The organism is Streptosporangium canum (assembly GCF_900113865.1).
In the GTDB taxonomy this organism is placed as follows: domain Bacteria; phylum Actinomycetota; class Actinomycetes; order Streptosporangiales; family Streptosporangiaceae; genus Streptosporangium; species Streptosporangium canum.
Genome location: NZ_FOQY01000016.1, coordinates 153,956 through 177,434 on the forward strand (window position 1 = coordinate 153,956; position 23,479 = coordinate 177,434).

General features: G+C 64.7%; 23 protein-coding genes and 4 pseudogenes. 6 read left to right on the forward strand and 21 right to left on the reverse strand.

All coding sequences use genetic code 11. From position 1 onward, the window contains the following. The 7 genes from BM085_RS23620 to BM085_RS44595 form a co-directional block, all read right to left on the reverse strand. Positions 1-291, reverse strand: a complete 291-nt coding sequence (locus BM085_RS23620) for a YiaA/YiaB family inner membrane protein (RefSeq protein WP_093889103.1) — start codon at positions 289-291, stop codon at positions 1-3. A gap of 92 nt (positions 292-383) precedes the next feature. After that, entirely contained in the window at positions 384-539 is a 156-nt protein-coding gene (locus tag BM085_RS23625; RefSeq protein WP_177245232.1) for a hypothetical protein, read from the reverse strand. Between the two features lie 166 nt (positions 540-705). Beyond that, positions 706-975, reverse strand: a complete 270-nt coding sequence (locus BM085_RS44590) for a hypothetical protein (RefSeq protein WP_177245233.1) — start codon at positions 973-975, stop codon at positions 706-708. A gap of 172 nt (positions 976-1,147) precedes the next feature. Beyond that, the gene (locus BM085_RS23635; protein ID WP_218158807.1) at positions 1,148-1,675 is read right to left on the reverse strand and encodes a hypothetical protein; all 528 of its coding nucleotides are present in this window, start codon (positions 1,673-1,675) and stop codon (positions 1,148-1,150) included. 78 nt (positions 1,676-1,753) lie between these two features. Beyond that, the gene (locus BM085_RS23640) at positions 1,754-2,479 is read right to left on the reverse strand and encodes a helix-turn-helix transcriptional regulator (protein WP_245789602.1); all 726 of its coding nucleotides are present in this window, start codon (positions 2,477-2,479) and stop codon (positions 1,754-1,756) included. 255 nt (positions 2,480-2,734) lie between these two features. Further along, positions 2,735-3,694 (reverse strand): DUF6461 domain-containing protein, encoded by a 960-nt coding sequence (locus tag BM085_RS43310; RefSeq protein ID WP_143121038.1) that lies wholly within the window; start codon positions 3,692-3,694, stop codon positions 2,735-2,737. Between the two features lie 36 nt (positions 3,695-3,730). Beyond that, the gene (locus BM085_RS44595; protein WP_177245234.1) at positions 3,731-3,895 is read right to left on the reverse strand and encodes a hypothetical protein; all 165 of its coding nucleotides are present in this window, start codon (positions 3,893-3,895) and stop codon (positions 3,731-3,733) included. Positions 3,896-3,918: 23 nt separating this feature from the next. On the opposite strand from BM085_RS44595, the gene BM085_RS23650 reads away from it, so the two are divergent. Beyond that, positions 3,919-4,338, forward strand: coding sequence for a hypothetical protein (locus BM085_RS23650; RefSeq protein WP_143121039.1), 420 nt, complete (start codon positions 3,919-3,921; stop codon positions 4,336-4,338). A gap of 739 nt (positions 4,339-5,077) precedes the next feature. Here BM085_RS23650 and BM085_RS43320 read toward each other — a convergent pair. Further along, positions 5,078-5,263 carry a hypothetical protein gene (locus tag BM085_RS43320; protein WP_143121040.1) on the reverse strand — a complete coding sequence of 62 codons (186 nt, stop codon included), beginning with the start codon at positions 5,261-5,263 and terminating at the stop codon, positions 5,078-5,080. Beyond that, positions 5,260-5,853 carry a hypothetical protein gene (locus BM085_RS43325; protein WP_143121041.1) on the reverse strand — a complete coding sequence of 198 codons (594 nt, stop codon included), beginning with the start codon at positions 5,851-5,853 and terminating at the stop codon, positions 5,260-5,262. Before BM085_RS43325 ends, BM085_RS43320 begins: the two co-directional genes overlap by 4 nt. A 95-nt stretch (positions 5,854-5,948) precedes the next feature. On the opposite strand from BM085_RS43325, the gene BM085_RS23660 reads away from it, so the two are divergent. Then, complete coding sequence (locus BM085_RS23660) at positions 5,949-9,116, forward strand: AfsR/SARP family transcriptional regulator (protein WP_093889108.1); 3,168 nt, start codon at positions 5,949-5,951, stop codon at positions 9,114-9,116. A 7-nt stretch (positions 9,117-9,123) separates the two neighbouring features. Here the strand turns inward: BM085_RS23660 and BM085_RS23665 are convergent, their stop codons facing one another. From BM085_RS23665 to BM085_RS23680, 4 genes are all read right to left on the reverse strand, one after another. Next, complete coding sequence (locus BM085_RS23665) at positions 9,124-10,263, reverse strand: IS630 family transposase (protein WP_218158808.1); 1,140 nt, start codon at positions 10,261-10,263, stop codon at positions 9,124-9,126. Positions 10,264-10,947: 684 nt separating this feature from the next. Next, on the reverse strand, positions 10,948-11,412 hold the full coding sequence (locus BM085_RS23670) for an SRPBCC family protein (protein WP_177245235.1): 465 nt from the start codon (positions 11,410-11,412) through the stop codon (positions 10,948-10,950). Further along, a complete protein-coding gene (locus tag BM085_RS23675) occupies positions 11,409-11,765 on the reverse strand; it encodes an ArsR/SmtB family transcription factor (protein WP_093889111.1) in 357 nt (118 codons plus the stop codon). Before BM085_RS23675 ends, BM085_RS23670 begins: the two co-directional genes overlap by 4 nt. Then, positions 11,762-12,379, reverse strand: a complete 618-nt coding sequence (locus BM085_RS23680; protein WP_093889112.1) for a maleylpyruvate isomerase family mycothiol-dependent enzyme — start codon at positions 12,377-12,379, stop codon at positions 11,762-11,764. The genes BM085_RS23675 and BM085_RS23680 overlap by 4 nt, the downstream gene beginning before the upstream one ends. Positions 12,380-12,800: 421 nt before the next feature. Here BM085_RS23680 and BM085_RS23685 point away from each other — a divergent pair, with 421 nt between their 5' ends. Beyond that, positions 12,801-13,433: an AAA family ATPase gene (locus BM085_RS23685; protein ID WP_093889113.1), complete on the forward strand. Its 633-nt coding sequence runs from the start codon at positions 12,801-12,803 to the stop codon at positions 13,431-13,433. 75 nt (positions 13,434-13,508) lie between these two features. Here the strand turns inward: BM085_RS23685 and BM085_RS23690 are convergent. Continuing rightward, positions 13,509-13,715 (reverse strand): annotated as a pseudogene (locus tag BM085_RS23690) (hypothetical protein); the annotation flags it as partial. A 10-nt stretch (positions 13,716-13,725) separates the two neighbouring features. On the opposite strand from BM085_RS23690, the pseudogene BM085_RS43330 reads away from it, so the two are divergent. Next, a pseudogene (locus BM085_RS43330) lies at positions 13,726-13,815 on the forward strand (IS5/IS1182 family transposase); the annotation flags it as partial. Between the two features lie 176 nt (positions 13,816-13,991). Here BM085_RS43330 and BM085_RS23695 read toward each other — a convergent pair. The 3 genes and pseudogenes from BM085_RS23695 to BM085_RS23705 all read right to left on the reverse strand — a co-directional run bounded on the left by BM085_RS23695 (position 13,992) and on the right by BM085_RS23705 (position 16,318). Then, a complete protein-coding gene (locus BM085_RS23695) occupies positions 13,992-14,834 on the reverse strand; it encodes a class I SAM-dependent methyltransferase (RefSeq protein ID WP_093889114.1) in 843 nt (280 codons plus the stop codon). Positions 14,835-15,066: 232 nt separating this feature from the next. Beyond that, positions 15,067-15,255: pseudogene (locus BM085_RS23700) on the reverse strand (hypothetical protein); the annotation flags it as partial. Between the two features lie 406 nt (positions 15,256-15,661). Beyond that, the gene (locus BM085_RS23705; RefSeq protein ID WP_218158809.1) at positions 15,662-16,318 is read right to left on the reverse strand and encodes an inclusion body family protein; all 657 of its coding nucleotides are present in this window, start codon (positions 16,316-16,318) and stop codon (positions 15,662-15,664) included. Positions 16,319-16,781: 463 nt separating this feature from the next. On the opposite strand from BM085_RS23705, the gene BM085_RS23710 reads away from it, so the two are divergent. Further along, positions 16,782-17,507: an HAD family hydrolase gene (locus tag BM085_RS23710; protein ID WP_143121042.1), complete on the forward strand. Its 726-nt coding sequence runs from the start codon at positions 16,782-16,784 to the stop codon at positions 17,505-17,507. A 56-nt stretch (positions 17,508-17,563) separates the two neighbouring features. Continuing rightward, positions 17,564-18,394: pseudogene (locus BM085_RS47460) on the forward strand (IS630 family transposase); the annotation flags it as partial. A 545-nt stretch (positions 18,395-18,939) separates the two neighbouring features. Here the strand turns inward: BM085_RS47460 and BM085_RS23725 are convergent. The 4 genes from BM085_RS23725 to BM085_RS23740 form a co-directional block, all read right to left on the reverse strand. Next, positions 18,940-19,830: a hypothetical protein gene (locus tag BM085_RS23725; protein ID WP_143121043.1), complete on the reverse strand. Its 891-nt coding sequence runs from the start codon at positions 19,828-19,830 to the stop codon at positions 18,940-18,942. A gap of 529 nt (positions 19,831-20,359) precedes the next feature. Beyond that, complete coding sequence (locus tag BM085_RS43335) at positions 20,360-21,382, reverse strand: hypothetical protein (RefSeq protein ID WP_143121044.1); 1,023 nt, start codon at positions 21,380-21,382, stop codon at positions 20,360-20,362. 134 nt (positions 21,383-21,516) lie between these two features. Further along, the gene (locus BM085_RS23735) at positions 21,517-21,996 is read right to left on the reverse strand and encodes a DUF4365 domain-containing protein (protein WP_093889120.1); all 480 of its coding nucleotides are present in this window, start codon (positions 21,994-21,996) and stop codon (positions 21,517-21,519) included. Between the two features lie 975 nt (positions 21,997-22,971). Next, positions 22,972-23,479, reverse strand: a 508-nt coding sequence (locus BM085_RS23740) for an ISAs1 family transposase (RefSeq protein ID WP_143121045.1), incomplete at its 5' end; no start/stop codon positions are given.

A 23,479-nucleotide genomic window follows, 5' to 3' on the forward strand; every position in this document is an offset into this window, starting at 1 on the left:
TCAGAGATTTTCGACCTTGTAGGGGTCGTGCTCGGAGAGCAGCTTGTCGAGACGCGCCTGGTCGACGCGGCTTGACACGCTGACGACTTCCTGCCGGTCGCGCACGCACTTGGCCAGGCCGAAGGCCGACGTCACCGTGTACAGCACGGCGACCGCGAGGAAGGCACGCACCCAGGGGTCGATCGGCAGAAAGACGACGCCGAGCGCCACACTGCCGAGCGCCACGCCGAAGGAGATGACGGACTGCGCGAAGTAAGCGGTGGTCATGACGGGCGGGAGTGGTTTGTTCATGCCATCAAGGGTCCGGCACCGGCCGGCCGGACGCCTGAGTACGCCTACCCACCCTGTCTGAGTACATGGACCGAAGTGAGCCCTCGTCGGGGTCAACCACGGGACGGGGCGGCGGGCGGGTTGACCCAGGCATCGACGTGCTGGGCGAGGATCGCCCCCTCATGGATCTCGACCTCGGGGGCGTCGGCGAACGCCGCCCGCCCCGCCTGCACCACCTTGAGCAGCGGCGTGACGTGCTTGACGGTCATGGCTCACTCCGGACGCGGGGAGGGGTGTTTCCAGCGCCCCCGCAGATACCGTGCCACGCGGGCGAACAGGATCTTGGTTGGAGATTTGGGAACGATCTTCGCGCGGCACAATTCCCCCACCTCAGCCACTCGTGCCGTCACCGGTACGGCTCGCCGACCCGGGAGTTCACGATGAGAGCGGTCCCGGAGTCGTGCCCGTCCGGGAGCTGACCTTCCAGGCGCTCAAACCCAACCCGCCGCACAAGTGGAAGGTCGTCGTCTTCGGCCAGAACCCGTACCCGCGGGCCGAGAGTGCCACCGGCATCGCCATGTTCGACAACACCTTCCACAACTGGGACGACAGCCAGTTCGGCAAGGTCATCACCATCCGCTGCATCATCAAGGCGGCGGCGATGTGGAAGCACGGCATCCCCAAGAAGACGCCGATCGCCGACATCCGCGCGCTCCTGAAGAGGCACGACACCGTGCAGCCGCCGGAGAGGACGTCTCCGTACATGAAGCTCCGGCGGCCCGGCGACAACGCTCCGGGCCGCCGATCACAGAAGCTCAGGTGTCATGGCCACTCCCCCCGTCTCCACCGGCACCATCGATCGTCGCCCGCGACCTGGCTAGGCCGTACGAGCTGCCACAGAGCGCCAGCCGAAGGCGGCGGTGCCGGTCAGGAGCACCATCCCGGACAGCACACCGCTGACGAACGGCACCCAGGCGACGGCGGCCGTCGACGCCAGAACAAGACCGGCGACGCCGAGCAGGGTGAGAACCACACCGGGTACGGCGATGCTCCAGTCCTTCCAGACAGGCGCCAACGCGATGAAGTGCACACCGACCACGAACGCCACCCAGGCCACGTTGGTCTGCTCAGGGCGTTCCCAGGCGGCGAGCACCCGGATTCCGCCGAAGAGCAGGACCGCCTCGGCGGCGACGATGATCAGGTAGCCACGGCTGAACATGTTCGGTCGCGGGCCTGCGGTGGGCCGCTCCTTCCGGGCTGTGGCGAACCACATGGCGATAACGCTCGCGGCCCCCAGACAGGCGAGCACCCGCAGGAAGTTCACGGTCACGGTGTTCAGCGGGCTCTGCGCGTTGACGATGACGAAGACCGCACCGAAGATCGCACCAACCAGTAATCCAGTCATTCGTTGCATGACGCCATTGAAATCCGTGCCGGACTCCGTCGGCACGGGGGCTGGGGCGAGGATGAGGTCGGCCTGGCACTACCGCGCCGCTCCGCGCAGATAGGCGAGCACCGCCAGCACCCGCCGGTTGTCGTCCTGAGTCGCGGGTAGCTCAAGCTTGACGAACACGCTGGCCACGTGTTTGCCGACGGCCGCCTCCGTGATCGACAGCGCGCGGGCGATAGCGCCGTTGGAGCGTCCTTCGGCGATCAGTGCGAGCACCTCGCGCTCGCGCGGGGTCAGCCGGTGCGTCGGCTCGGTGACCTCCCTGGCCTTGGCCCAGGTCTGCTCGAACAGGTCGATGAGGATGGTGATCAGACTCTGCTGCCTGATCATCAGGGCGCCCGGTGAGTAGGCGACGGGGGTGATCCGGATGAACGCCACCGCGCGGTCGAAGACGAGCAGCTGCTGGATCGGCTCGTCGACGACCCGGTGCAGGTTGCCGGCGGCATGCAGCTCCCTGATCCGGGCCGCCTTACGAGGGTCGTCCAACACGCTCGCGTGAACGATCGTCCGCATCGCCATGCCGTCCCGCAGGACGTCGAGCACGCTGCGCCTGCTCTTCTGCTCCTGGCGGCCCTTCTCCGGCGAACCCACCGGATGCATGGCGCGCAGCTCGCCCGCCGAGCGGGTGGCCTGCGCGATCTGCTGCCGGACGAGCTCGCTGTCCTCCAGCCGCTCGACGTCGACGGGGATGCCGCGTAGCTCACCGACCACCTCCTCCAGCCGATGGGCAAGCTGGGCCAACGACACGCTCTCGTCCACACGCCTCCTTCACCGACCGCGTCACCCTCACACCCGACGCGGGCCTACTGGCAGATTCCGGCCGGTGCGATCCACGCCGTGCCGACGGACGACGTCCAGATCCGTCCCGAGACGCTTGTCAGTTGCCCGAAAGATCCTCCCGGAGGTCCTCGAAGAACGCCAATCAGCCCACCTTGGCCCGCCCGGCCTGCTCCTGACCGCCGGCACGGGAAAACAGGTGGTGGTCGGCGGCCCGGGTACGGCGCGTCGATCCCGCTACGGCCACGTGCCTTCGGGAATCACGTAACGCGTGTGGATCGCGTCAAGCCACTTTTTGTCGAGCTCGCGGCCCGTGACCCGGCCGACGAGAACCAGCGCTGTATCGATCATCTCCTCGGTGGAGAAGTCTCCGTCCTCATCGTCCTCATCCCAGTTCACGCCGGGCATGCTGAGACCCTCCATGTGCTGTTCCAAAGGGGCAGGGATCTTCTCCATCGGTGCTGACGAGACGACCAACCCATCAACGGCGTAGGTGATCCGATGGGCACCGTTCACATGCCAGCCCATGCTCAGCACGCGCCCCCCGCTCCGTGACAGCGCGGACAACGCCGGCTCCGACGTGACATCCATCTCTTGGACTTGCACTGCCAGAGTCCAGGTCCCGGCTTCCCCCACCAGGATGATCCCGGCGCGGTCACCGGGCCTGGCGTCACCGTCGAATCCGTGCCCGATACCTCTGAGAGTGCATGGCGTGGCAGAGCTCAGGTCGGCTCTCAGCCGCCGTGCCGTCTCTTCGATGCTCACGCCTTCGCACCAGACCGCGGCGAAGCCGAGCCCGGCGGCGACCGGCGACCAGTAGGTTCCCAAGAGGTCATACAGGCGCGTAGGCGACCGCCAAGCTGTAACGGATCGCAGTCCAGGCCGTCTTTCATGGAATCGGCACGTTCTTGTGAGCCACATGGTGACTTCCCGAGCAATGCGGCTTCGGTCGTTTTCTGGAGTCAGGTCATGAACTCCGCGTGCCGGATCCCGATACTCCACCTCGTAGGCGCCGTCGGGGAGCAACGAGATCACCGCGAACCAGGCCGGGCTACCATCGGGCGGCTCGATCGTGAGAAAGCTGTTGTCGGGTAGCGCCAAGCCCTTGATCAGCGTGTGGATGGAGTCCTCGGAGGGATCGTTTACGATCGTGCCATCCTCGGTCTCGGCGCGGAAACAGAGCTCTGGTGGACTCATGACGCCGCCTTCTGGGAATAGTCCCCGTCCACGCTCTCACCCCTCGCCGCCTGATCCTTTCGCGGAATCCAAGCAGGTGAGTGCGACAATCTGCCCGCCCGGCGCGTACACGATGCCCGAGCCGTCGAACCCGGCAGAGCCGGGTATGAACGCCAAAACCTCGTACCGCGCGGCGGCCACGGAAAGACGTAGCCGTTTCATGTTGTTTCTCCTACGGTGCCGGCGTGCGGACTCGGGCCCAGGAGATGGTACGGCCGTTGACGGATGCCGTCGCGGCGGTCGCCGTCGTCGGGATGTTCTGGGTACTGCCCACGGTCAGCGCCGCTCCGTGGCCGCGGATGGTGGCGGGATCGGTGCCGGCGGCGGTGACCGCCGGAGCGATGATCTTCCGGCGGCGTCTGCCGTTCGCCACGACGATAGCCGCCGGGGTCGCCACTTTCATGGGCGGTGTCCTGAGGGTCTGCCAGGATCCGATGCTGGCCGCGGCCTGGTGCCTGTATCCGCTCGCGGTCGAGCGCGCGCGGCGTACCCGTCTCGTGGTCGCGGTGCTGGCCGGCGTGTTCGCGGCCCGCTGTCCTCGCCCGTCGAGGCTCCGGCGGGTCGATGGGAGGCTTCTGGAGCGACGCTCGATTATGGCCCACTGACGCGACTGAATGTTCTGGGACCGGGCACCGGGGCGACTCAAGCAGACATCCCCGACAGTTCCGTGATCAACACCATGCCGTGGTTCACGCGACCGGGTGCGTGCCGGGACGGCCGGTCGGTCCGGCTCCATCATGAGGGAAGGCATCGCAAGCGCGGTGGGAGCCACCCTGTCAGCAAGGGTGTCGGCAGGATCCCGGACGATTAAGAGAAGAAGAAGGCCCCTGAGCGGATAATCCCTGTTCAGGGGCCTTCTTGCTGCTGCGCGGCCGGAGGTGCTCGAAACCCCGACATGCTGATCCGTAGGCAAAGGCAGCTGCCTCGTCAACGACGTCTCGGCCCGCTCAGACGGTAGGTACGGACCCGGTGGTGTGTGATCGTGTAATGCGGTGTTGCTGTACGCGGCTGCTGTAGACCACTCCGCTGGATGTAACCCGTTGCAGACCGGTGGAACTACCGACAGGTCTTCACCCGCAACACCGAACGTGCTCAGGATTCGGCACCACGGCTGGAGTGCTACAACACCCGACGACGTCGCAGCGCGTTGAACGGCCTTCCACCGACCAGCCGACTGCCACCAACGTCATGACCGAATGCACTTGATCTGCGACGACAGGTCGGTTCCAGTCCAGCCGTTAAGCAACTGATCAAATCGGGTTGAACGCTCGCTCAGCCGATGGTGACCCGCGCTCGGGTGACTCCAGCTCAACGCAGGTGGACCGGCTTTCGGCACCCACACCGTCAGTCGTGGAAACGTCCCTCTCGTGTGTAGACGCAGGCGCCCCCGCCGCAGTTCGGGCTGGAGTTCCAGCCGTCGTCGTAATGGACCTTGCGCCAGCGCTTGATGGATCCTTTCTCGATCGCCTGGTGCTGCCACGGCGCCAGCTTGGAGTCGAAGTGCTTGACGTAGTTCCCCAACGCGTTCATGTAGTAGATCCGATGCCTGGCGTAGAGATCGCTCGGCGAGCCTTCCGGAGTGCAGTTGGCGACATAGCTATCGGAATAGCGCTTCTTGTCGCCGAACTGGGAGGTGAAGTAGGTCTTGGGAGCCATTCCGGGACCCCCGCGTCATGCCAGTCGACCCAGCCGAAGTGGGAGAGATTGCATGCGGCCGCGCCCGAGATGACCGCGCTCCGCGGCGGGGTCAGACCGTCGGCGACGACCGGCGACGTGGTGATTCTGCGAAGCTGCAGCTCCGGCGGCGTATCGGCTCCATGATCATCGACGAGGCGTCGCGGAACCGCGACATCCCTCGGGGTGATCTTCAGGTAGGTCTCCAGAAAGGTGTCGCCCTCATCACGGGCGATGAGCAGGGTACGGCCGATCATTCCGGTTTGCACCATTCCGATGTCATCCGACGGCCGGCTGTCGGTGAAGGCCACTGTCATGCCGCTGGTGTATTCGAGCTGAGCCAGCCGTACATCCACATCGGCCTCTTCGTCACTGGCCATGACCGCGGAAGGGGCGAGAAGCAGGGCGCCCGCAATTCCTGCCAGCAGGGCCGGGGTGAATCTCATGATCTCTCCTTGTGTATTGGAGACCGGGAACAGAGACAACGGTAGGAGTTGATCTTTCAGTTGCCTTAAAGGTGAGCTCGGCGGATACTGCGCCTGTGACGGCGACCGAGCACCTGCTGCCACGCCCCCAGCTCATGCGCTTCCTGGACCAGATCATGCGTCACCGCCTCACGGTGGTGACGGCCGGACCGGGCGGCGGAAAGACGTCGGCCGTCCACGCATGGGCGCGGACGCGGCCGGATGTGCCTGTGACATGGGTGGCACAGGCCGACGATGCGACCCTGGTCGAAGAGGTCTGCCAGGGCTTGGGGGTACCTGCGGCATGGACCCGATCGATCGGGCCCGCCGCGGACGACCCGGTCCGTACGGCTGCACTCGCCGCCGAACTCGGTGCTGCGCTGCCGTACTCCGCGGTTCTCGTGATCGACGAGGCAGAGCGGCTCGCCCCTCATACGGTCGGAAGCCGCCTGCTCGAGGGGTTGTGCCGGCACGGGGGAGACAACCTGCATCTGGTGTTGATCTCGCGTTCGGGGGCGCCCTTTCCGATTCAGCGGCTCTGCGGCCTGGGTCATGTGTTCCAGGTCTCGGCGGAGCACCTGGCCTTCACGCTTGAGGAGACGGGCTCGCTGGCCCGGCTCGTACTGGCCGAAGACGCCGACGCGCTGGCGAAGGAGGTCCAGAAGCTCACTGCCGGCTGGCCGGTCGCCGTGCGCCTGGCACTGAGCCGGCTCGGCGGCCTGCCGGCCGAAGACCGATTGAAACGCCTCGCCGCACCCGCCGGGCCACTCTTCGACTACCTGGTCGAAGAGGTGCTCAATGACGGTGATGTGCGAATGAACGAGTTTTTACGCGCGGCCGCGGCACTGCCCTGGTTCACCCCGGAGCTGTGCACGGCGATCGGCCTCGATGTCTCCCGCCACGAGATCAGCATTCTGGCCGCCCAGCACATCTTGATCACACAGTGCGAGGACGGCTATGTCGTGACGACCCTGATCCGGGAATGCGTCGGAGACGCCGACCGGAAGCGCGCGTCGCGGGCAGCCCGCTGGTATGAAGAACGCGGGTTCATCAGGGAGGCCTTGGCCGTCTCGAGCGACCCCGTCCACCTCGTCGCAATGATCGAACGTTGGTGGGAAACGCTGCTGGCCGAGGGCCGTCCCGTGGAGGTGGTGCGGGCCTGCCGCGCGGTTCCGGCCGAGCTGCGGACGTCCACTGTCGACTTGGCCGAAGGCCAAGCTCGGCAGGTTCAGGGCGACTGGGCGGGAGCGCTGGACTGTCTACGCCATGCCACGGCCGCGGATCCCGCCGTGGCGTGGCGGATTGGCACGATTCACTATCATCGCGGCGACTACCGGGCGGCGCTGCAGGCGTTCGAGCGTGGTGTCCTCGCCGATGAGGACTCCCCCCACGAGGCCATGCTTCTCGCCTGGACCGCCAGCGCCCGCTGGCTCGTCGGCGACCTCTCGGCCGCGGCGCGTCTGGCGGAACGCGCCCTTTCCATCGCGACGGCCTGTGGCGATGAACAGTCGGCGGCGTGCGCGCATACCGCGCTGGCCATGGCCGCCCACGACGAGGGCGACCGCGCCGCGAGCGAACGACACAGCACGCTTGCGCTCGCCGCCGCGGAGAGCTCGGGTGACCTGCTGCTGGCCGTACGCGTCCTGGCCAATCGAGCCTCGCACCGCACCGAGGAGGCGCGGTACGCCGAGGCTCTGGCCGACCTGGAGCTTGCGGTACGGCGGGCGGAGCTGGCAGGCGCGCCGGTCAACGGGGCGATCGCCCTGCACAACCGCGCGGAGGCACTCATGGGACTCGGCAGGCTCGACGAAGCCCTGGCCGACTTCGGTGAGGCGTGCGAGATCCTTGGACGGGTCGGCAGCGACAAGCTGGGCCATCCGTTGGCCGGCCTCGGCAAGGTTTACTTGGAGCGCGGAGACCTGTTGCGCGCCAAGTTCAGCTATGAGAACGCGCTGAAGCATGCGAATCAGCTCCAGGACGTGCATCTGATCCAGTCCACCCTGGCCGGGCTGGCTCGAATCCACGTCGTCGACGATCCTGAGCGAGCCGTCCGGCTTGCCGAACGCGCGGTAGCCGCAGGTAGTGGATCCAGCCAGGTCGGGGCGCTGCTGGCCGCCGGTTGGGTATGGGCGGAAGCCGGCGATCGGGCCAAGGCCGCCGCCTACGCGCGGTCCGCCCGGGAGGCCGCCGCTGACCGACGAGATCAGGCGGCCACGGCCGAGGCGCTGGAACTGGCGGCCATCACCGTGGCCGGTTCGCCTGAAGATCGCGAGGAGCTGCTCGCGGCCGCCGGCGAGGTCTGGACGGAGATCGGCAGCCCGCTGGGTTCGGCGCGCAACGGCTTTGCCCGGGCGTCTCTCAGATGCACCGATCGTGGTAGCGGGCGTGATGGCCTCCGCGAGGCGGAGCGTGAGCTGCGTCGCGCTGGGATCCGTGGTCCGCACGACTCCGGCGCGGGGCTGTTGCGGGCGGTCGCGTTCCTGGACCCCGGCGCGGTGCGCTTCTGTGTGCTCGGCGGGGTCCGGCTGAGCCGCTACGGACGTTCCGTCCCCGCCGCCGAGTGGCAGTCGCGGAAGGCTCGCGATCTGCTGGCATGGCTGGTCTGCCAGCGAGGGCGATCCGTTGCCCGAGAGGTGGCGATGGAGGCTCTCTGGCCGGAGGAGGACCCCGGCCGATGCGCCAACCGGCTCTCGGTCGCCCTGTCGACCGTCCGCTCCGTCCTTGATCCGCAGCGGAAGTTCGGCGCCGGAGAGTTCGTTCGCGGGGATAAGCACACCATCCAGCTTGTCGGCCTTCGAGTGGACGTCGAGGAGTTCCTCTCTGCCGCCGCCGACGCGCTCGCCGCGCAGGATGATGATCTACTTGCCTCTGCCGAGGCGCGGTACACAGGCGACGTCTGCGAGGACTCCCCCTACTCCGAGTGGCTGGAGCCATTGCGGGAGGAGGCTCGAGCCGTCTACCAGGCACTGCTGAGGACACTGGCGTCCCGTGCGCAGCAGGCCGCAGAACACGACAGGGCGGTCCGCTATCTCTTGCGGCTGCTCGAACGGGACGCCTATGACGAGAGGGCGCACCTGGACCTGGTCCGGACACTGACCATGGCTCGCCGTCACGGGGAAGCCCGCAGGCGGTACCGAATGTACATCGAGGCGATGGGCGAGCTGGGCGTGGAACCGGCCCCACTTCCTGCTGTCCCTGGTTCGGACCACCCACCACTGCAGCGTAGGAGTTCTTCAGCGCGCTAGTGGCCTGTCACGCAGCCTTGGCTGGGTAACTGGTCCAGCTTAGGATGGGTGAACTGGCGGCGAAGCGGGTCTTGGGTATGGCTCGTGCGTTGCGCCAGCGGACGTATCCGGCGATGGCGGCGTTCTGCTCGTCGTGGCTGCGGTGATCGGTGCCGTTGAGCGCGTAGTAGCGCAAAGCGGCGAACTCGGACTCGATCCAGTTCAACCACGAGCCGTAGGTCGGCAGCAACACCAGCTCGACGTCGTGCTCGGCCGCCCAGGCCCGAACCTCGGGATGCTTGTGCGGCGAGTAGTTATCCATGATCACATGGAGGGTTTCGCCTGGCCAGCGTGCCCGGAGCGTCTTAAGGAAGGACAAGAACTCCCGCCACCGCTTGCGCTTGCGGATCCGGTAATACAGCTTGCCGGTGACCAGGTCCAGGGCGGCGATCATGTGCATGACGCCGTGGTAGCGGTTGTAGGTGGCCCGCAGCCGGGCCGGCGACTTCTCCGGACGCCAGCGCTTGCCCTTACGGGGCATCAGGTTCAGCGGCCCGAACTCATCGGCGCAGATCACCCGCCCACCCTCGGGCGGATGGTCGTACAAGTCCAGGACACGCTGCATCTTGGCGATGAAATCGGGATCGTTGGAGGACTTCCACGTGGTGGTGGTCTGCCAGCTCACCCCGCCCTTGCGCAGGATCCGGCGCAGGTGCTCGCGGCTGATCGAGGCCACCACCTTGCGTTCGACGAGGTGTTCGGCCAAGGTCTTCAGGCTCCAGGTCGAGTGCCCGGTGATGCCCCATTCGGCGGGGACCGTCTTGGCGATCAGGCAGATGTGCTCGCGCACCTGGCTACTGATCGTCGGCGGACGGCCCCCGCTCCATTTTGGGTCCAGCGCATCGAACCCCCGCTCATTGAACGCGTGGATCACATCGCGCGCGTAGTCATCGCTGACCTGCATCAACGAGGTGATGTCCGGGACTGATTGGCCCTGGCCGGACATCATCACCACGATCGCCCGCCGCAGCTTCACCGGATCCTTCGCGGTCCGGGTGATCCGCTGCAGCTTGCGGCCCTCCTCCATCGACAGGGCACGAACGAACACTTCCGGTCGGCGAGCCACGACCACCTCCTCAACGTCTTGGAGGAAGGTTGCCGCTTTCACCGCTCGAGAGCAATTACCCGGCCGAGATTCGGTGACGGGCCACCAGCTACGAGCGAGATCGGGCTCTGCCGGCACCTCGATCCGCCGTCCTACTTGACGGCAAGGACCGACGGAGCCGGTCCGCGGCCGATAGCCCCAGCCCCCTACCGGGAGGTCCGAATTCGGCGATCGTCACGGCCTGCGCTGCGAACACTTCATTACGAGTTAAGGGACGACCGTCCACGGCCGTCTTCCGGGCCTGGTCGCGCGTGTTCTTCGGAGTCCCTCAGTCCACAGTCATCCAGGACCGTCCAGACCTGTTGTTAGCATCCGCGTCAGCAAGCCTCCCCATGCCGAGAGCATCGGAGGACGGTCTCTCCGCCCCGGCCGGACTCGCGGGAGTTGAACTACCTCCGGCCACAGACCGCTCCGAATGGTACGAAGAGGGTCTCGTACTGCTTCGCACGGGTGGACTCCCCACGCCTTGATCCGGACACCGCCCACCATCTGATCCGCAGGCAAGGGCACAGCCCTCGTCGGCGGCTCCTCGTCCAGTTCGGCCGGTAGATACGGGCCTGTGAGGTGGGACGGCGTGAGGTGGGGTTGCTGTACGTGCTTGCCGTACCGCGACCTCTTCGGGGGCGTCCTGACCCGCCTGGCGGTGCGGGCTTCAGGAGAGGTTGAGCGTTCCACGCCGGGACGAGGTCAATCTGATCGGTTGGCGGTCAATTCGGTGAGCGCGGCAACGTACTCGTCGAAGCGGCTCAAGCTCGTCTCGAAGCCCTCCCTTGCCCAAGGATCAGCGAACATCGCAGGCACGTTGGTCTGGTGCGTGACGACCTCGGTTCGGCCGTCGCCGAGGTCGGTAAAGGTGAGCGTCGTGATCATGCCGCCCTCGACCCCGGGCTCGGTCCACACGAGCCTCTCCGGCCGGCGGACCTCGACGTAGACGGCGCGCATCGTGTGCTGGCTGCCGTCGGTGTAGTTGACCATGACCATCTCGAAGGCGCCGCCTGGTCGCAGGTCAACGGTGATGCCGCCGACCGGGGTGGTGGTACCCGCGGGTCCCCAGAAATGTGCCAGGCGCTCGGGTTGCGTCATGCAGTCGAAGAGCAGCTCCCTGCTGGCGCGGTGGATGCGTCGATAGGTGAACTGGCCGGGTTCGATCATTCGGCTTGTTCCTTCCGGTCGGACCTCAGGGTGGCCAGATGCGCATCGAGCCGGTCGTAGCGGTCGTGCCAGATCTGCCGGTGGTGGTCGATCCATTCGGCTGCGGCGTCGAAAGTCCGGGGTTCAAGCCGGCACGGCCGGGACTGAGCGGCCTTGCTCCGAGAAATGAGCCCGGCCCGCTCGAGGACCTTGAGGTGCTTGGAGATCGCCTGTTGGGTCAGGGAGAACGGTTCGGCCAGCTCGCTGACTGTCGCCTCGCCGGTGGCCAGCCGGGTCAGGATCGCGCGTCTGGTCGGATCCGCCAGGGCGGCGAACATGATGCTCAGGTCGTCGTCGACCGTTGCCGTGGTCATCGGCCCGGGCCTCCGAGTCGCCGCGCGCCGGGACCGCTGAACACATCGTGCGGGATCCTCCGCCCAGCGATGAAGAGCAGCAGGTCGAGGCTTCGCCCCTCCAGCGGCGCGCCGCTACCGGACGACCAGTCGAGATCGGTGGCCCGCAGTTCGATGCCGTCCAGGTCGACGCCGAACAGGCTGCGGCTGCCCTGGCCTACGGTCAGGTCGAGCACGGTGATCATCGCCTCATCGGGAATCGGGTTCTTGATGGACAGGGGCCGTGTGATGTCCAGGCCGTGGATGGTGTCATGGCTGAGTGCGCCCGCCGGCCCGCCGCCGGGCGGGCTCCACGGGTGGTCCGCGTTGTCGCGCAGCGCCGCGACGAGTTCTGTCTGCGGAAGGCGGCTGTCCCGGCTCGCCACGGCGTCGGAGAACTCGGTGAACCGGCCACCGGCCTGTTGTATGCCGAGCATGAACTCCTGTTCAGAGATCCGGAACGGCATCGTCACGTGCGCGACCACGTGCGCGACCGTCCATCCCGCACACAGCGACGGCGCCTGCCACTGGTCGGCGCTCAGGCCGCCGAGCACGTTGGCGAGTTCGCGGCGCCCGGCAGCGATCAACTCCATCATCGCAAGCCCCCTAATGAACAACTCATGGGTTGTACAACCAGAGAGTTTAGAAACGCGGCGCCGAGGCGGTCAAGGTGCGGGAGGTATCGGAGAGGCACGGCCGGCGGTACGTTACGAGGAACACACCGTCGCTGATGCGTTAGCAAGATCGCTCCTTTGATCCCTTCGACGCATGACCCGGTGAACGAAGCCGTGTCGGACGTCCCCGAGGCCGACGTGAACGGGCGCATTCCTCGATCGCTGGATCGGCGATCTCCCGGGGCGCGTGGCAGACGCGACGCTGGACGACTACGAGGACACGGTGCGACCGCACCTCAAGCCGGGGCTCGGGCGGCACAAGCTCACCGCGCCGACCGTCGCTCACGTCGATGCCCTGTGGCAGGTCTCGCGACACCGGCCTAGGTTTCCGTAGGGTCTGTGCATGCTCTTGTGGATCAACGGCCCCTTCGGCGGTGGCAAAACGCAGACCGCTCACGAGATCCAGCGGCGGCTTCCGGGCAGCATCATCTGCGACCCCGAACATGTCGGCTTCGGCCTGCATCGGATGATGCCCCCGCACCTGCGCCAAGACTTCCAAGACCTGCCGGCCTGGCGGCAAGGTGTGTACGAGGTGCTGGACACGGTCCTCACCAAGCACGACGGTACGGTGATCGCGCCGATGACTGTCGTGGAGCCGACATACTTCCGGGAGACCGTCGGCCGGCTCCAGGAACGTGGCCATGACGTCCGGCACTTCGCGTTGCTGGCCGACCGCGGGACGGTCCTACGGCGCCTGCGTGAGCGCGGTTTCGGACACGTCATGCAGTTCGTCGCAGGAAAGGATGCTCCCTTGCGCTGGGAGAGCTTTGCCATATCGAAGCTCGACCTCTGTCTGGAGCGCCTGCGCGAGAAGGAGTTCGCCGAGCATCTGCGGACTGATCGCCTCACGATCTCGCAGGTCGCCGACCACATCGCCGCCTCGGCCGGACTGCTCCTCACCCCGGATACGGAGAGCGCACTACGAGGACGCCTACGCCGGGCCTGGACAGGGATCAAGCACATCCGGTTCGACTGAGCGACGGCTGCAGACAGTCCGCAGAGGCATTGTCTCCCCCTGAAGGGCTCTCAGGTCAGCCGCGAAGTTGCAAGGTCAACTAGGGCCTGTGTGGTGTCGTGATCGATTGGCTGCTTGCGAGAGATCTTCGAGCCAGACCATCGAGGCGCGGAGTTCGAGGCCGGCGAGGTAGCTCTCAAGCGTCTTGCCGAAGCGTGTGGCGATGCCGCGCCAGTCCTTCAGCCGGTTGATCAGGCGCTCGACGGCGTTGCGTTCCTTGTAGAGGTCGGCGTCGTGGCTGAGCCTGCCAAGGAGGGTACTCCGCAAACTCCGCTGCTGCCCGCTCCTGGCAGGTCAACTCGTCAAAGCGATCCTCGTACTACAGCTCCGCGAAGCGGGATGAAACCTCACTGCATGGTCCTTATGATCCTCAAGCCACAGCTCTCGGGAGGTGTCAATGCCGGGAACCTTCCCGATCTCGGTGCCCGTCCAGATCATGGTTGCGGCCTGTCTCGCGCTGTTCTTCATCGCAGGGTCGCGGTGGCGTGGCCGCTCGATCTCCGTTCGAGTGGTTCGCGGTCACCCGTGCCCCTGGACACCCTCACCTTCCGAGGACGTGACGCCGGGCCGGTACTGCCAGACGAATTCCAGCCACGGCGGGGCCACCCCCGTGAAGTGCGACCAACTGCCCGGTTCCGCACCCGGGTAGTCGCTTCGGACTTCAGACAGGCGCGTCAGCATGAAGCCTTCCTGGATCAGGCTGCTGACGATCCGGCCCAGTGTCTGTGTGTACTCCCTGGGTTGGCGGATGCGGTCACCGGCCAGCTTCCCGTCGTAGGCCCAGTCCTGGTCGGGATAGCTGGTCTCGGCCTCGTCGATGTAGGGCTGCTTCAGCGTGTAGCCCTCCCCGTTCCAGGAGTCGTGGGTGAGCCCGGCGAAGAACGGGTTGGCGCACATCAGGTAGTAGTGGCCGCCTTTTCCGACGACTCTCGCGACTTGGCGGAAAACGATCCGGCAGTCCGGGACGAAGGTCAGCGAGTATGGATGCCAGACCAGATCGAATGTGGAGTCGTAGAGGGCGGACAGGTCTCGCATGTCTCCTTGGATCGTGCGGATGCCGACGCTGTAGTGCTCAGCGGCCAAGCGGTCCCGCTCCAACTGTCCGGAGGAGATGTCGAGAACCGTCACGTCAGCTCCGAGCAGGGCGAAGGCCGCGGACTGCTGCCCGCCTCCTCCTGCCAGGCAGAGCACCTTTCGGCCCGCCAGGTCGCGGGGGATGCCTAGCCTGTCCAGGCCGAGATAAGCCTGAGCCTTCTCCTCGTCCAGGTCGAGCATGGGACGGGTGAACAAAGCGTCCGCCTCCGCAAGGGCTTCCCAGCGTTCCTCGTTGTAGTGGTAGACCTCGTCTCGCACAGCGGACACGCTATCTATCGTCCAGCGGCCGAGGCGAACGATTTTGATCGGGCCTTGTCCGTCCGCCGTCCCCCTTCGTCCACCCCGCTATGAGCTGTCACTTCAGGATTGTCCGTGGCCATGTAAAAGTGGCTCTGGCGCAAAGTGTGTGAAGCAATCACGGACTGTGACAGAGAGCCATTTCCGAGACTGATCGCGAGGATGTCCCGTGGTTCGTGGAACTTGAGGAGCGGCCCTGCGGTCAGGCGACGTTCTCGTTGTAGCACTCTGAATCGGCACTCTGGGGTGCGACGTGCCGTTCAAGTGCGCCACGGAGCTTGGGCAGGTGCAGGAAACCGTTGACGCGGCGGAACTGTTTGGCGGCCTCGGCCACGCCGGCCGCGCACCAGCGCAACGCCATCGGCCCGTCCTTGGCTTGCCGGACGCGGCGGCACTTGGTCTGGTAGGTCTTGCTCACGGTCCCCGTCTCCTTGCTCGGAGTGGTTTGGCGATTGCCCGAGACCTACCACCAGGTAGGCCCCGAGGCGAGGACCGCCACTTCAACTTCTACGAGCTACGGGACAACCTCGTTCTGCCTGGCGAGAAGCCGTAGCGTGTACCGATCGATTGGAGGGGTCACCTGCTCGCGCCGATCGACCATGTAGCCGGTTCATCGATGGAGCGCCGGGAGACGCCCCACCCAAGACCAATATGTGCCGGATGATGCTCGTCCAGGGTAATTTCGTCAGGTAAGCACCACTGTCGCCGAATACTCGTCTATCATTCCTGAACATGTTTCATTTTCTCACGGCGAAGTATCACCGGACGTAGATCGGCGAATCAGCGCACCGACTCCGTCAATCCTGAATATTGATGTAGGGGTCCCAGTAGTAGTAACCCTGCTTTTCGCCTTTGTGGTTGAGAATCATGAAACTGAAGTTGTAGGTGACCCTCCCCGTGTCCAAGACCTCGGACTCCCAGTAGTAGCTGTTGATTTTCTGGGTAGTGGGATTCAACGGGTCCCGACTGCTCGGCTGCGGCTCGTTGAGGACCACCGACCTTGGTACGGGAGTGCTGATCAGCCCCTGTCCGGACAGGGCGTTGAACCTGTAGAGGACGCTGGTGTACTCGGAGTTCAGAGATAGTGTCGTCTCACGCCATCTGATGATGTCCATGGGGGAGGCGTTGACCGTCAACTCGCTTCCCGGAGTGCTCCCGAGTTGGTTCTGCCGGGTGGTCATGTAGATCAAACTGCTGCTGTCGGGGATCGATGTGGGGCTGTTCGGGTCGGTGTTCTTGCCGTATTTTCCGAGAATGGTCTCCGCGTCGATGGCGATGAGGACGTTAATGAACTCCGACATACAGAAATTCTCCCTTAATGTCCGAAAAGACAGGCCGTAGTCTAGAATCCCCCAATCACGACTTGACTGTAAATCGCCCGCACTGGAGAGCTTGCCCAGCCAGTCAACCATTGTCAAGATTTGTGAATCAAGATCCTTAAGCAGGGTTCTCATTGGGGCATTCAATAAGGATGTCAAGGGTTATACTTCTTCTTTTTGGGCAACGCAAGAAATGCCGTTCCGTGGTGCCCTTAAGTGCTAGCCCTACACCGTTTGGTCTGTCGACCAATGGGAGTCATGATGAACATCGAGACTAGAATGGTGGATTGGAAGGCGATCGCGCAGACGGGCGCTGCTTTGGGTTCCACGAGCGGGGATGCCTCTCGCACGCGGGGATGGTCCGCCGGACCGCTTCCGGTCGCGCCCGAGCCGGCGGTGCTCCCCGCGCACGCGGGGACGAGCCGGCGGTGCTCCCCGCGCACGCGGGGACGATCCCGCGACCTGGACGGTTCCCGGGACACCGTCCCGTGCTCCCCGCGCACGCGGGATGTCGATACCTTCCACCATCAGGAAGAAGACCCGGTCCGTACGGCGCCGCACCAGGACAGCCACGACATCATGACCAGGAGGCTCCCGCTTGCCGGCCACGCGAGTACGCCCCCATGTCGCGCGCGTCCTGGAACGCACCCGCGCGATGCTGTTTGTTTTCGACGGCGTCATCTGCGACCTGTTCGCCGGTGTGGATACGTCGGCGATCGCCGACGACATCCGCGCGCGGCTCCCGGCCCCAAGCCCCCCGATATCACTGTTGACCAGTGTCGCTTTCCATGTGACCACCGATCCGCTGTGGATGGTGGCCTACGCCCACCACATCAGCGCCGCCCACGGCGACGAGGCGGAGGACATCCTGCGCGCGGCCGAGACAGCCGCGGTCACGACGGCTGTTCCCGCGCCCGGAGTACGCCAGGTTCTGCTGGCCTGCCAAGCCGACGGCAGAAGAGTCGCCGTGATGGGCAACCGTTACTCCGCCACTATCGAGTCCTACCTGGACCAGCACGAGCTGCGGCAGTTGGTGGGACCGGTCGTCGGGTACCGACACCACCGTCCTTCGAGTAGACCGATGGGAGCCGCCCTCGCACGCCGGGCGAGGAAGGCGCTGGCCATGAACCCCGCCGAATGTACGGTGGTTGGCGCCTCCGTCCAGACGATGATGGTCGCGGCGGACATCGGCACCCAGGCGATCGGTGTTGCCGGCTTGCGTGAAAGCCGCAAGCACATGGCTGACATCAACGGCTCGGTCGTCGTCTCGTCCCTGTCCCACTTGGCCGACGCCCTTGCCACGGTCCCCATCACTGATCTTTAATTCGTGATGTTAAGCGATCATGTGACCGCGCCGGGTTGTCGTGGTACGCCCAGAACATGCGGTACGCGCAAGGCGGCGGGCTGACCGCCGGACAACGAGCCAAGCGCGAGCAGGTACGGCTGCGCGCGGCCGAACTGTTCGCCCAGGACTACAGCGACGCCCAGGTGGCCAAGGAACTGCGGGTCAGCCGGATGTCGGTCAACCGCCGGCGCCGCGCCTGGGCCTGCGGCGCCGGCCTCCAAGGGCCCGGCCTCGCTGCCGATGCTGGATGAGGCGCGCTTCGCCCGGTTGGAGGCCGTGCTGCTGCGCGGCCCGGCCGCGCACGGCTGCAACGACCAGTACTGGACCCTGGCCCGCATCCGGAAGGTGATCGGCCGGATGTTCCACCTGAGCTACTCCCTGCCCGGGGTGTGGAAGCTGCTGCGGCGGCACGGTTGGTCATGCCAGGTTCCGGCGCGCCGGGCCATCGAGCGCGATGAGGGCGCGATCGTGGTGTGGAAGACGGAGGTGTGGCCGGCCGTGGAAAGACCGCGGCGGACCTGGATGCCTGGGTCTGCTTCGAAGACGAGTGCGGCCGCACCCTGAGAGCACCGATCGCGCGGACCTGGGCCCCGCGCGGCGCCACGCCGGTGGCGCACGTGCCGGGGCGGCGCGCGGGCCGCATCTCGGTGGCCGCACTGACCTGCTACCGGCCCGGTGAGCGTTCCCGGCTGCTGTACCGGGTGCATGTCCATCGGCGGCGCAAGGATGAAAAGGCGAGCTTCACCTGGGCCGACTACCGCGACCTGATTCTCATGGCACACCGGAAACTCGGCGCGCCGATCGTGCTGATCTGGGACAACCTGAATCGGCATACCTGCGCGGAGATGCGCCAGTTCATCGCCGAGCCGTCCTGATCTGCCCGGCTCCCGAAGATCACGCGGCGGTCCAGAACGGCGCGCTCCTTCCCTTGGCGAAGGAGGGGATGTTGGAGATCAGCAGAGAGCGACTTGAGCAGGTCTTCCCTGCGGAGTGGGTTCGCCGTCTCCGGGGTGACCTCGGCGGTGCCTGAGCAAGGTCGCCGGCTTCGGACGGTCGAGGGCTGGAGCGCTTGGCCCCTGAGGTTCGTCGTTCTCGCTCCGACTGCGCCGCCCCGGCCTTGACGCGTGCTGTCCATAGAAGATCGTCTGTGTGAGCCCGCGCTGCTGTACGGGCACGGAAAAGGCCCTCCGGGATGATCCCGGAGGGCCTTTGACCTGCTGTGCGGCCGGAGGTACTCGAAACCCCAACCTTCTGATCCGTAGGGAAGGGCAGACGCCTCGTCAGAAACGTCTCGTCCTGTTCAGGCGGTGGATGCGGGCTGGCAGCGTGTGATCGTGTAAGGCGACGTTGCTGTATGGCTCTGCTGTACAGCCCGCGCATCTCTGCAGCGCCGCATGCGGTCGCCGGGCCGTCAGTGCCTGCTCAGTCCCCGCAGCACCGGTAGCCCGGTGCCGGAGTCGAGCACGAGGCGGTCGCCGAGGGGTCGCGCCAGCGTGACGGTGATCGTAGCTGTCTTGAGGATGCCCGGGCACACCTCAACAGAGTCGGATCTTCTCTCGTCCACGTCGACCACCACCAGTCGGTTGGTCTCATAAACACGTGCCCCGTGAATGGTGTCGCAGGCGCCGTAGCCGTACCGGAGAAGCAGTTCGTTCGACTTGCCGGCGACAAGGTCGAACGCCATCACCTCTTCGACGTCCCCCCGCACCCGCTCGGGACGGGTGGTGACGGCCGAGAGGTCGACCGCCACATGGACCTTCTTCTGCTCGACTCCCTCCACGGTGAACACCCAGGCGGGCACTTGGATCGTGCCACGGCTGGTCTCCAGCGGGACCTTGCCCAGTCTGGCGCCGGTCACCCGGAGCGGGCGACATCCCTTGGCCGGGCACTCCTCTTCGATGAGGTTGGCCGGTTTGCTGAACTCCACGTACGCGCTCGCCGCTGTGATGAGCGGCACCTGCGAGACCTCGCCGTCCGGCCATCGCACGTCGGCGCGGTCCGGGGAGTCCTTGGGCAGCTTGGCGGCCAACCGCCAGGCGCCGTTGTGCGAGCTTCTGTTCACCCAGGCCGGGATCCGGCCCACATGAGCCCATCCTTGTGGGTTCAGCACTTCCAGTGCGACGAGCCCTTTGCGCCAGGCGCGGTCGTCGGCCGAGCCCTGCCAGCGCTCCGCCACCTCTCGGGCACGATCCTCGAACTCGTCAGCCGATGCGCCGTGGGGCCCGTCGGGCAAGGCCTGAGAGACCCCGCCGCAGGAGGACAGGAGCAGCATCAGGGATAGATACGCGACCATTCTTCGCATGAGACCTCCTCCGCCCCATGGTCGGCCAACGCCCGACGCCTCCGCTTGGCTTTCCAGGTTCTGACGATCTCCTCCTGGGGACGCACTCGACCAGCCCCCTCATCCGGTGGCAAGGACCGACGAAGTCGGTCCGCGACAGTCGATCGCCCCGGCCACGCACGGTAGAGATCGGAGTCGGCGATCGTCACGGCCTCAGACAGTTCACGGCGAACCCTGGTGGGCGTACCAGGCTGATCCGTAGCCAGTTCGAGATCGTCCACTGGCGTCTATGGACGTTAGAAATTCCTGTTCAGAAGGGGTATATGGCTGCGGGGATTCCACCGTTGTCCATGGTCGTCCAGAGCTGTCGTTAGCATCCGCGTCAGTAAAATCTCTCATGCTGACAGGGGCGGAAGACGGCCTCACCAATCCACCACAACGCTGACGATCTATAGGTCAGGGTACGGCCTCGCCGGGCGCCTGCTCCGCAGGTCTTCAGTCGGTGTTCGTTGGCTTGGTGATGAGACAGATGTCTAGCGGCGGACTCTTCTTAGTTAAGCGCGGCACCCATCTCGAGTGGCAAATAGTCGTCAATTCTAAACAAGTCGACCCGGGGCATCGAAAGCACACCCGTTCCACTCTTCACCAAGGAGCCTGTAGCAATGACTCGCAATTTTAAGTCATGTGCTTCGACGGCATTATGATAAGAATCTCCTTGGAGTGTCATCTTGACCGGCCTAACGCGGTCGCCGACAATTGCTTTTACTTTTACGACTCCTTCTTCGTCACCCGGGTCTCGGTCGAGAGAGCTTACAAAGCCATAGATAACGGTGTCGGCAAGTCTAATCTGGTCGCGAAGGATATGGCCGATCTCTCTGATTGCACCTGCAGATTCACGCGGGAACTCAACTTTCTCGCCGCCGGCACGAGGAGGGGCAGCCGTGAGGGCCCACTGAAAGCTGATGTTGAGATCACTTTCGTGGGGAGCAGCAACCATATCCGCAAGTGCTGAGCAGGCGTCGGCGGATAGTCCACCGATGACCGCCCGACTAAGATCTTCCTTGGGTGGTATCCGCTCTTGTTCTACGGCAAGGCTGTGAACTTCTCGCAGAACATCAGCCATCATTCCAGTGACGCGCCGAGGGAAGAAGTTAAGTTCGGACTGAACATCTATGAGCAGCTCTTGTTCGCCTTCAATTATTATTGGCTTCATTGTCCCTATAGGGCTCACAATCGGTATTATAAAGCTTCCTTCGCGAGTATGCCCCATTCCAACGAACTCCGCATATTCTCGCGCCTTTGCAGGCTGGGACCTGCCATGATGAGAGCGCCGATGGATAGCGGAGCACGCGTTAGCAATCGCAAATCTTTTAACGCCTTGCAGCAATCTGGAAGCATCCGATAAGGGCACTATAGAGCGGTCGTCATCAAACTTTAAGTCGACGACGTCATCTTCGACATATCGCAGTTCGTTCGCGACGATGTCTTCTTGATCTCCCCGTTCTCCCGCGATGTCCTCGATGAAGTTTCGTACTCTGCGAGGGTAATCCGACGCTTCGCTATTGAGCGGCACTAAGACTTCCCACGAGCCTCTTCGCCATAGCTCGGCGCGAGGAAGAGGAGTGCTCTCGATCTGCCAGGAGTTGGCCTTTAGATAAGCCCTCATTCCAGCGGGGGAGACTTGTGAAGCTAGTGAGCCGGCGCTTTTCAAAGTTCACCCCTTGCTTCGCGCATGAGCCGATCGAGTGACTTGATTGTCAGTCTGTTCTCGCGTGCCACACGTACAGCCTTAGTAGCCTTGTTCGCCGTTGGCTCGAGAGCGGACATCTTGGCGTAGTATCCACATCTACGCAGATGTATGCCTTCAGAACTGGAGAGCACCCAATCGTTCTTTGCCTCTGGAACTTCTACGACAAAGAGATATGCTGGCACATTACGCCCGGGGTCACTTAAGAGATTGTATGTGCGAGTATCGAGATCATACGATATATGGTCGCCTCTGACATCAGATTCGTTCATGCACTTCATTTGAACATCAACACGAAGTGCTCGGTCACGAATCTCTAAGTCAACTCCAAAGTGGTCAACGTGGACTACCGTCACAGCATATCCCGCAGCATAAGCCAGTGCTTCAACATAAGCGACACTGAACCATTCCTTACATGCAGAAACGTCCAAATTGCCCATGTCGGAACGTTATCGCGCCGCTCGAATAGTGTCAGGATCTGCTACACGATTGTGATCAATACTGATTTTTCATGTGAGCTTTATTCTCTATTCGGATGTCCGAAACGTTTTGACGAACATATATTCGGATCCAAGTCACAAAGTAGCCCTCTTCGTGGATTTTAGATACTCATATGCCGATCCTCTCTGGGCGCTGCACTGTTCACTTCCCATGGAGTGTCCTTTTCCCTTGAGTGTCACACGCATGGGGTTGTCGCGACGGCTGTCTACGGCCCGGATGTAGTGGAGTAGGACAAGAGAGTTGAGTCTCCACCGGCTGTGCTGGGTGATCGCCGAGGCGGGTTTTCGGGCGCTGTAGGCCGGGGGCGCGCCCGTAGTGCGAAGCGAGTACGCGGCGACAAGCTCGGCGCTGGGGATGCTGACGTGCACGGCGAGGTGCAGGCACGAAGCACTTCCTTCCCAGCCGACACAGGGTCAACTCAGGCGAGGTGGCCGTGCTACGGGGGGAAGCTCAGCCGGCGTGGCCGGCCTGGGCGAGGAAGTTGTGCCAGGCTCGCCATGCACCGATGTCGGTGAGTGGGTTGTCACCAGGGATAAACACGAGCTCACCACAGGCGTCGCGGTCGATTTTGCTCGTGCGACTCAGGATGTCGCGGCCGCTATCGTCTGGCTGGTCATCTCGTCCTTCACGTCGACACGGTAGAAGCACAACGACACAGATCCCCCACGACCCCTGAGCGGCATCTACGCCCCGAGCACTTCGTTACGAGGGAAGGGCAGACAGCTCGTCAGCGGGATCTCGCCCTGCTCAGATGGTGGTCACGGATCGGTGGAGAGCGATCCTGTAAGGCGGCGTTGCCATATCGACTGCTGTACACCACCTCTGTGGGCGCAACCGGGTGTTCAATCCTGCGGAAACAGTCCCAGCCCCAGGGCCCCGGCGTTGATTCACTCTGTCCCGGTTCGTCGGATTGATCAGATGGTGTAAACGGCGAAGGCATCGTCGTGGTTGAGGAGGTCACGGCGGGCATGGGCGCTGTTGGCGCGGTCGGCCAGCCGGGCGGTGCTGATCGCCAGGTTTCTGAAGCCGGCGAGCGCTCTGGGCGCGGTTCCCGACCTGACCTGGGAGTTGTCCTCCCGGAAGGTAACGTCGCGGACCCAGTGGAGGCGGTTTTCCACGCCCCAGTGCGCCCGTTCATAGTGGTTGAGCTGGGCGGGCCCGGCCGCTTCGGCGGGCAGGCTGGTGACGCCGTACACGATTTCCTTGCTGGTCCAGACGCCGTCCAGGTCGCCGACGTCGCGGCGCAGCCGGAAGGCTTGGCGGGCACCGGGGAACAGGGCGTCGCCTGCTTCGGCGGTACGGATGGTGCGGCGTTCGGTGCGGTCGTGCCCGTGATCGTCATCGATGGCGGTAGTCGCGCTCCAGTCGGCATCCGGGCCGGTCAACAGAGCCTGAGCGGCCGCGCGGGCCAGCGGCTGGTTA

Coding starts and splice junctions, on each gene's coding strand:
- BM085_RS23705 (WP_218158809.1), bottom strand. CDS start 16,318: ATGAGAACCCTGCTTAAGGATCTTGATTCACAAATCTTGACAATGGTT.
- BM085_RS23735 (WP_093889120.1), bottom strand. CDS start 21,996: ATGGGCAATTTGGACGTTTCTGCATGTAAGGAATGGTTCAGTGTCGCT.
- BM085_RS23675 (WP_093889111.1), bottom strand. CDS start 11,765: ATGACCACGGCAACGGTCGACGACGACCTGAGCATCATGTTCGCCGCC.
- BM085_RS43325 (WP_143121041.1), bottom strand. CDS start 5,853: ATGAGATTCACCCCGGCCCTGCTGGCAGGAATTGCGGGCGCCCTGCTT.
- BM085_RS23635 (WP_218158807.1), bottom strand. CDS start 1,675: ATGACTGGATTACTGGTTGGTGCGATCTTCGGTGCGGTCTTCGTCATC.
- BM085_RS44595 (WP_177245234.1), bottom strand. CDS start 3,895: ATGAAACGGCTACGTCTTTCCGTGGCCGCCGCGCGGTACGAGGTTTTG.
- BM085_RS44590 (WP_177245233.1), bottom strand. CDS start 975: ATGTCGGCGATCGGCGTCTTCTTGGGGATGCCGTGCTTCCACATCGCC.
- BM085_RS23670 (WP_177245235.1), bottom strand. CDS start 11,412: ATGATCGAACCCGGCCAGTTCACCTATCGACGCATCCACCGCGCCAGC.
- BM085_RS23725 (WP_143121043.1), bottom strand. CDS start 19,830: ATGCGAAGAATGGTCGCGTATCTATCCCTGATGCTGCTCCTGTCCTCC.
- BM085_RS23685 (WP_093889113.1), top strand. CDS start 12,801: ATGCTCTTGTGGATCAACGGCCCCTTCGGCGGTGGCAAAACGCAGACC.
- BM085_RS23620 (WP_093889103.1), bottom strand. CDS start 291: ATGAACAAACCACTCCCGCCCGTCATGACCACCGCTTACTTCGCGCAG.
- BM085_RS43320 (WP_143121040.1), bottom strand. CDS start 5,263: ATGAACGCGTTGGGGAACTACGTCAAGCACTTCGACTCCAAGCTGGCG.
- BM085_RS43310 (WP_143121038.1), bottom strand. CDS start 3,694: ATGAGTCCACCAGAGCTCTGTTTCCGCGCCGAGACCGAGGATGGCACG.
- BM085_RS23680 (WP_093889112.1), bottom strand. CDS start 12,379: ATGATGGAGTTGATCGCTGCCGGGCGCCGCGAACTCGCCAACGTGCTC.
- BM085_RS23625 (WP_177245232.1), bottom strand. CDS start 539: ATGACCGTCAAGCACGTCACGCCGCTGCTCAAGGTGGTGCAGGCGGGG.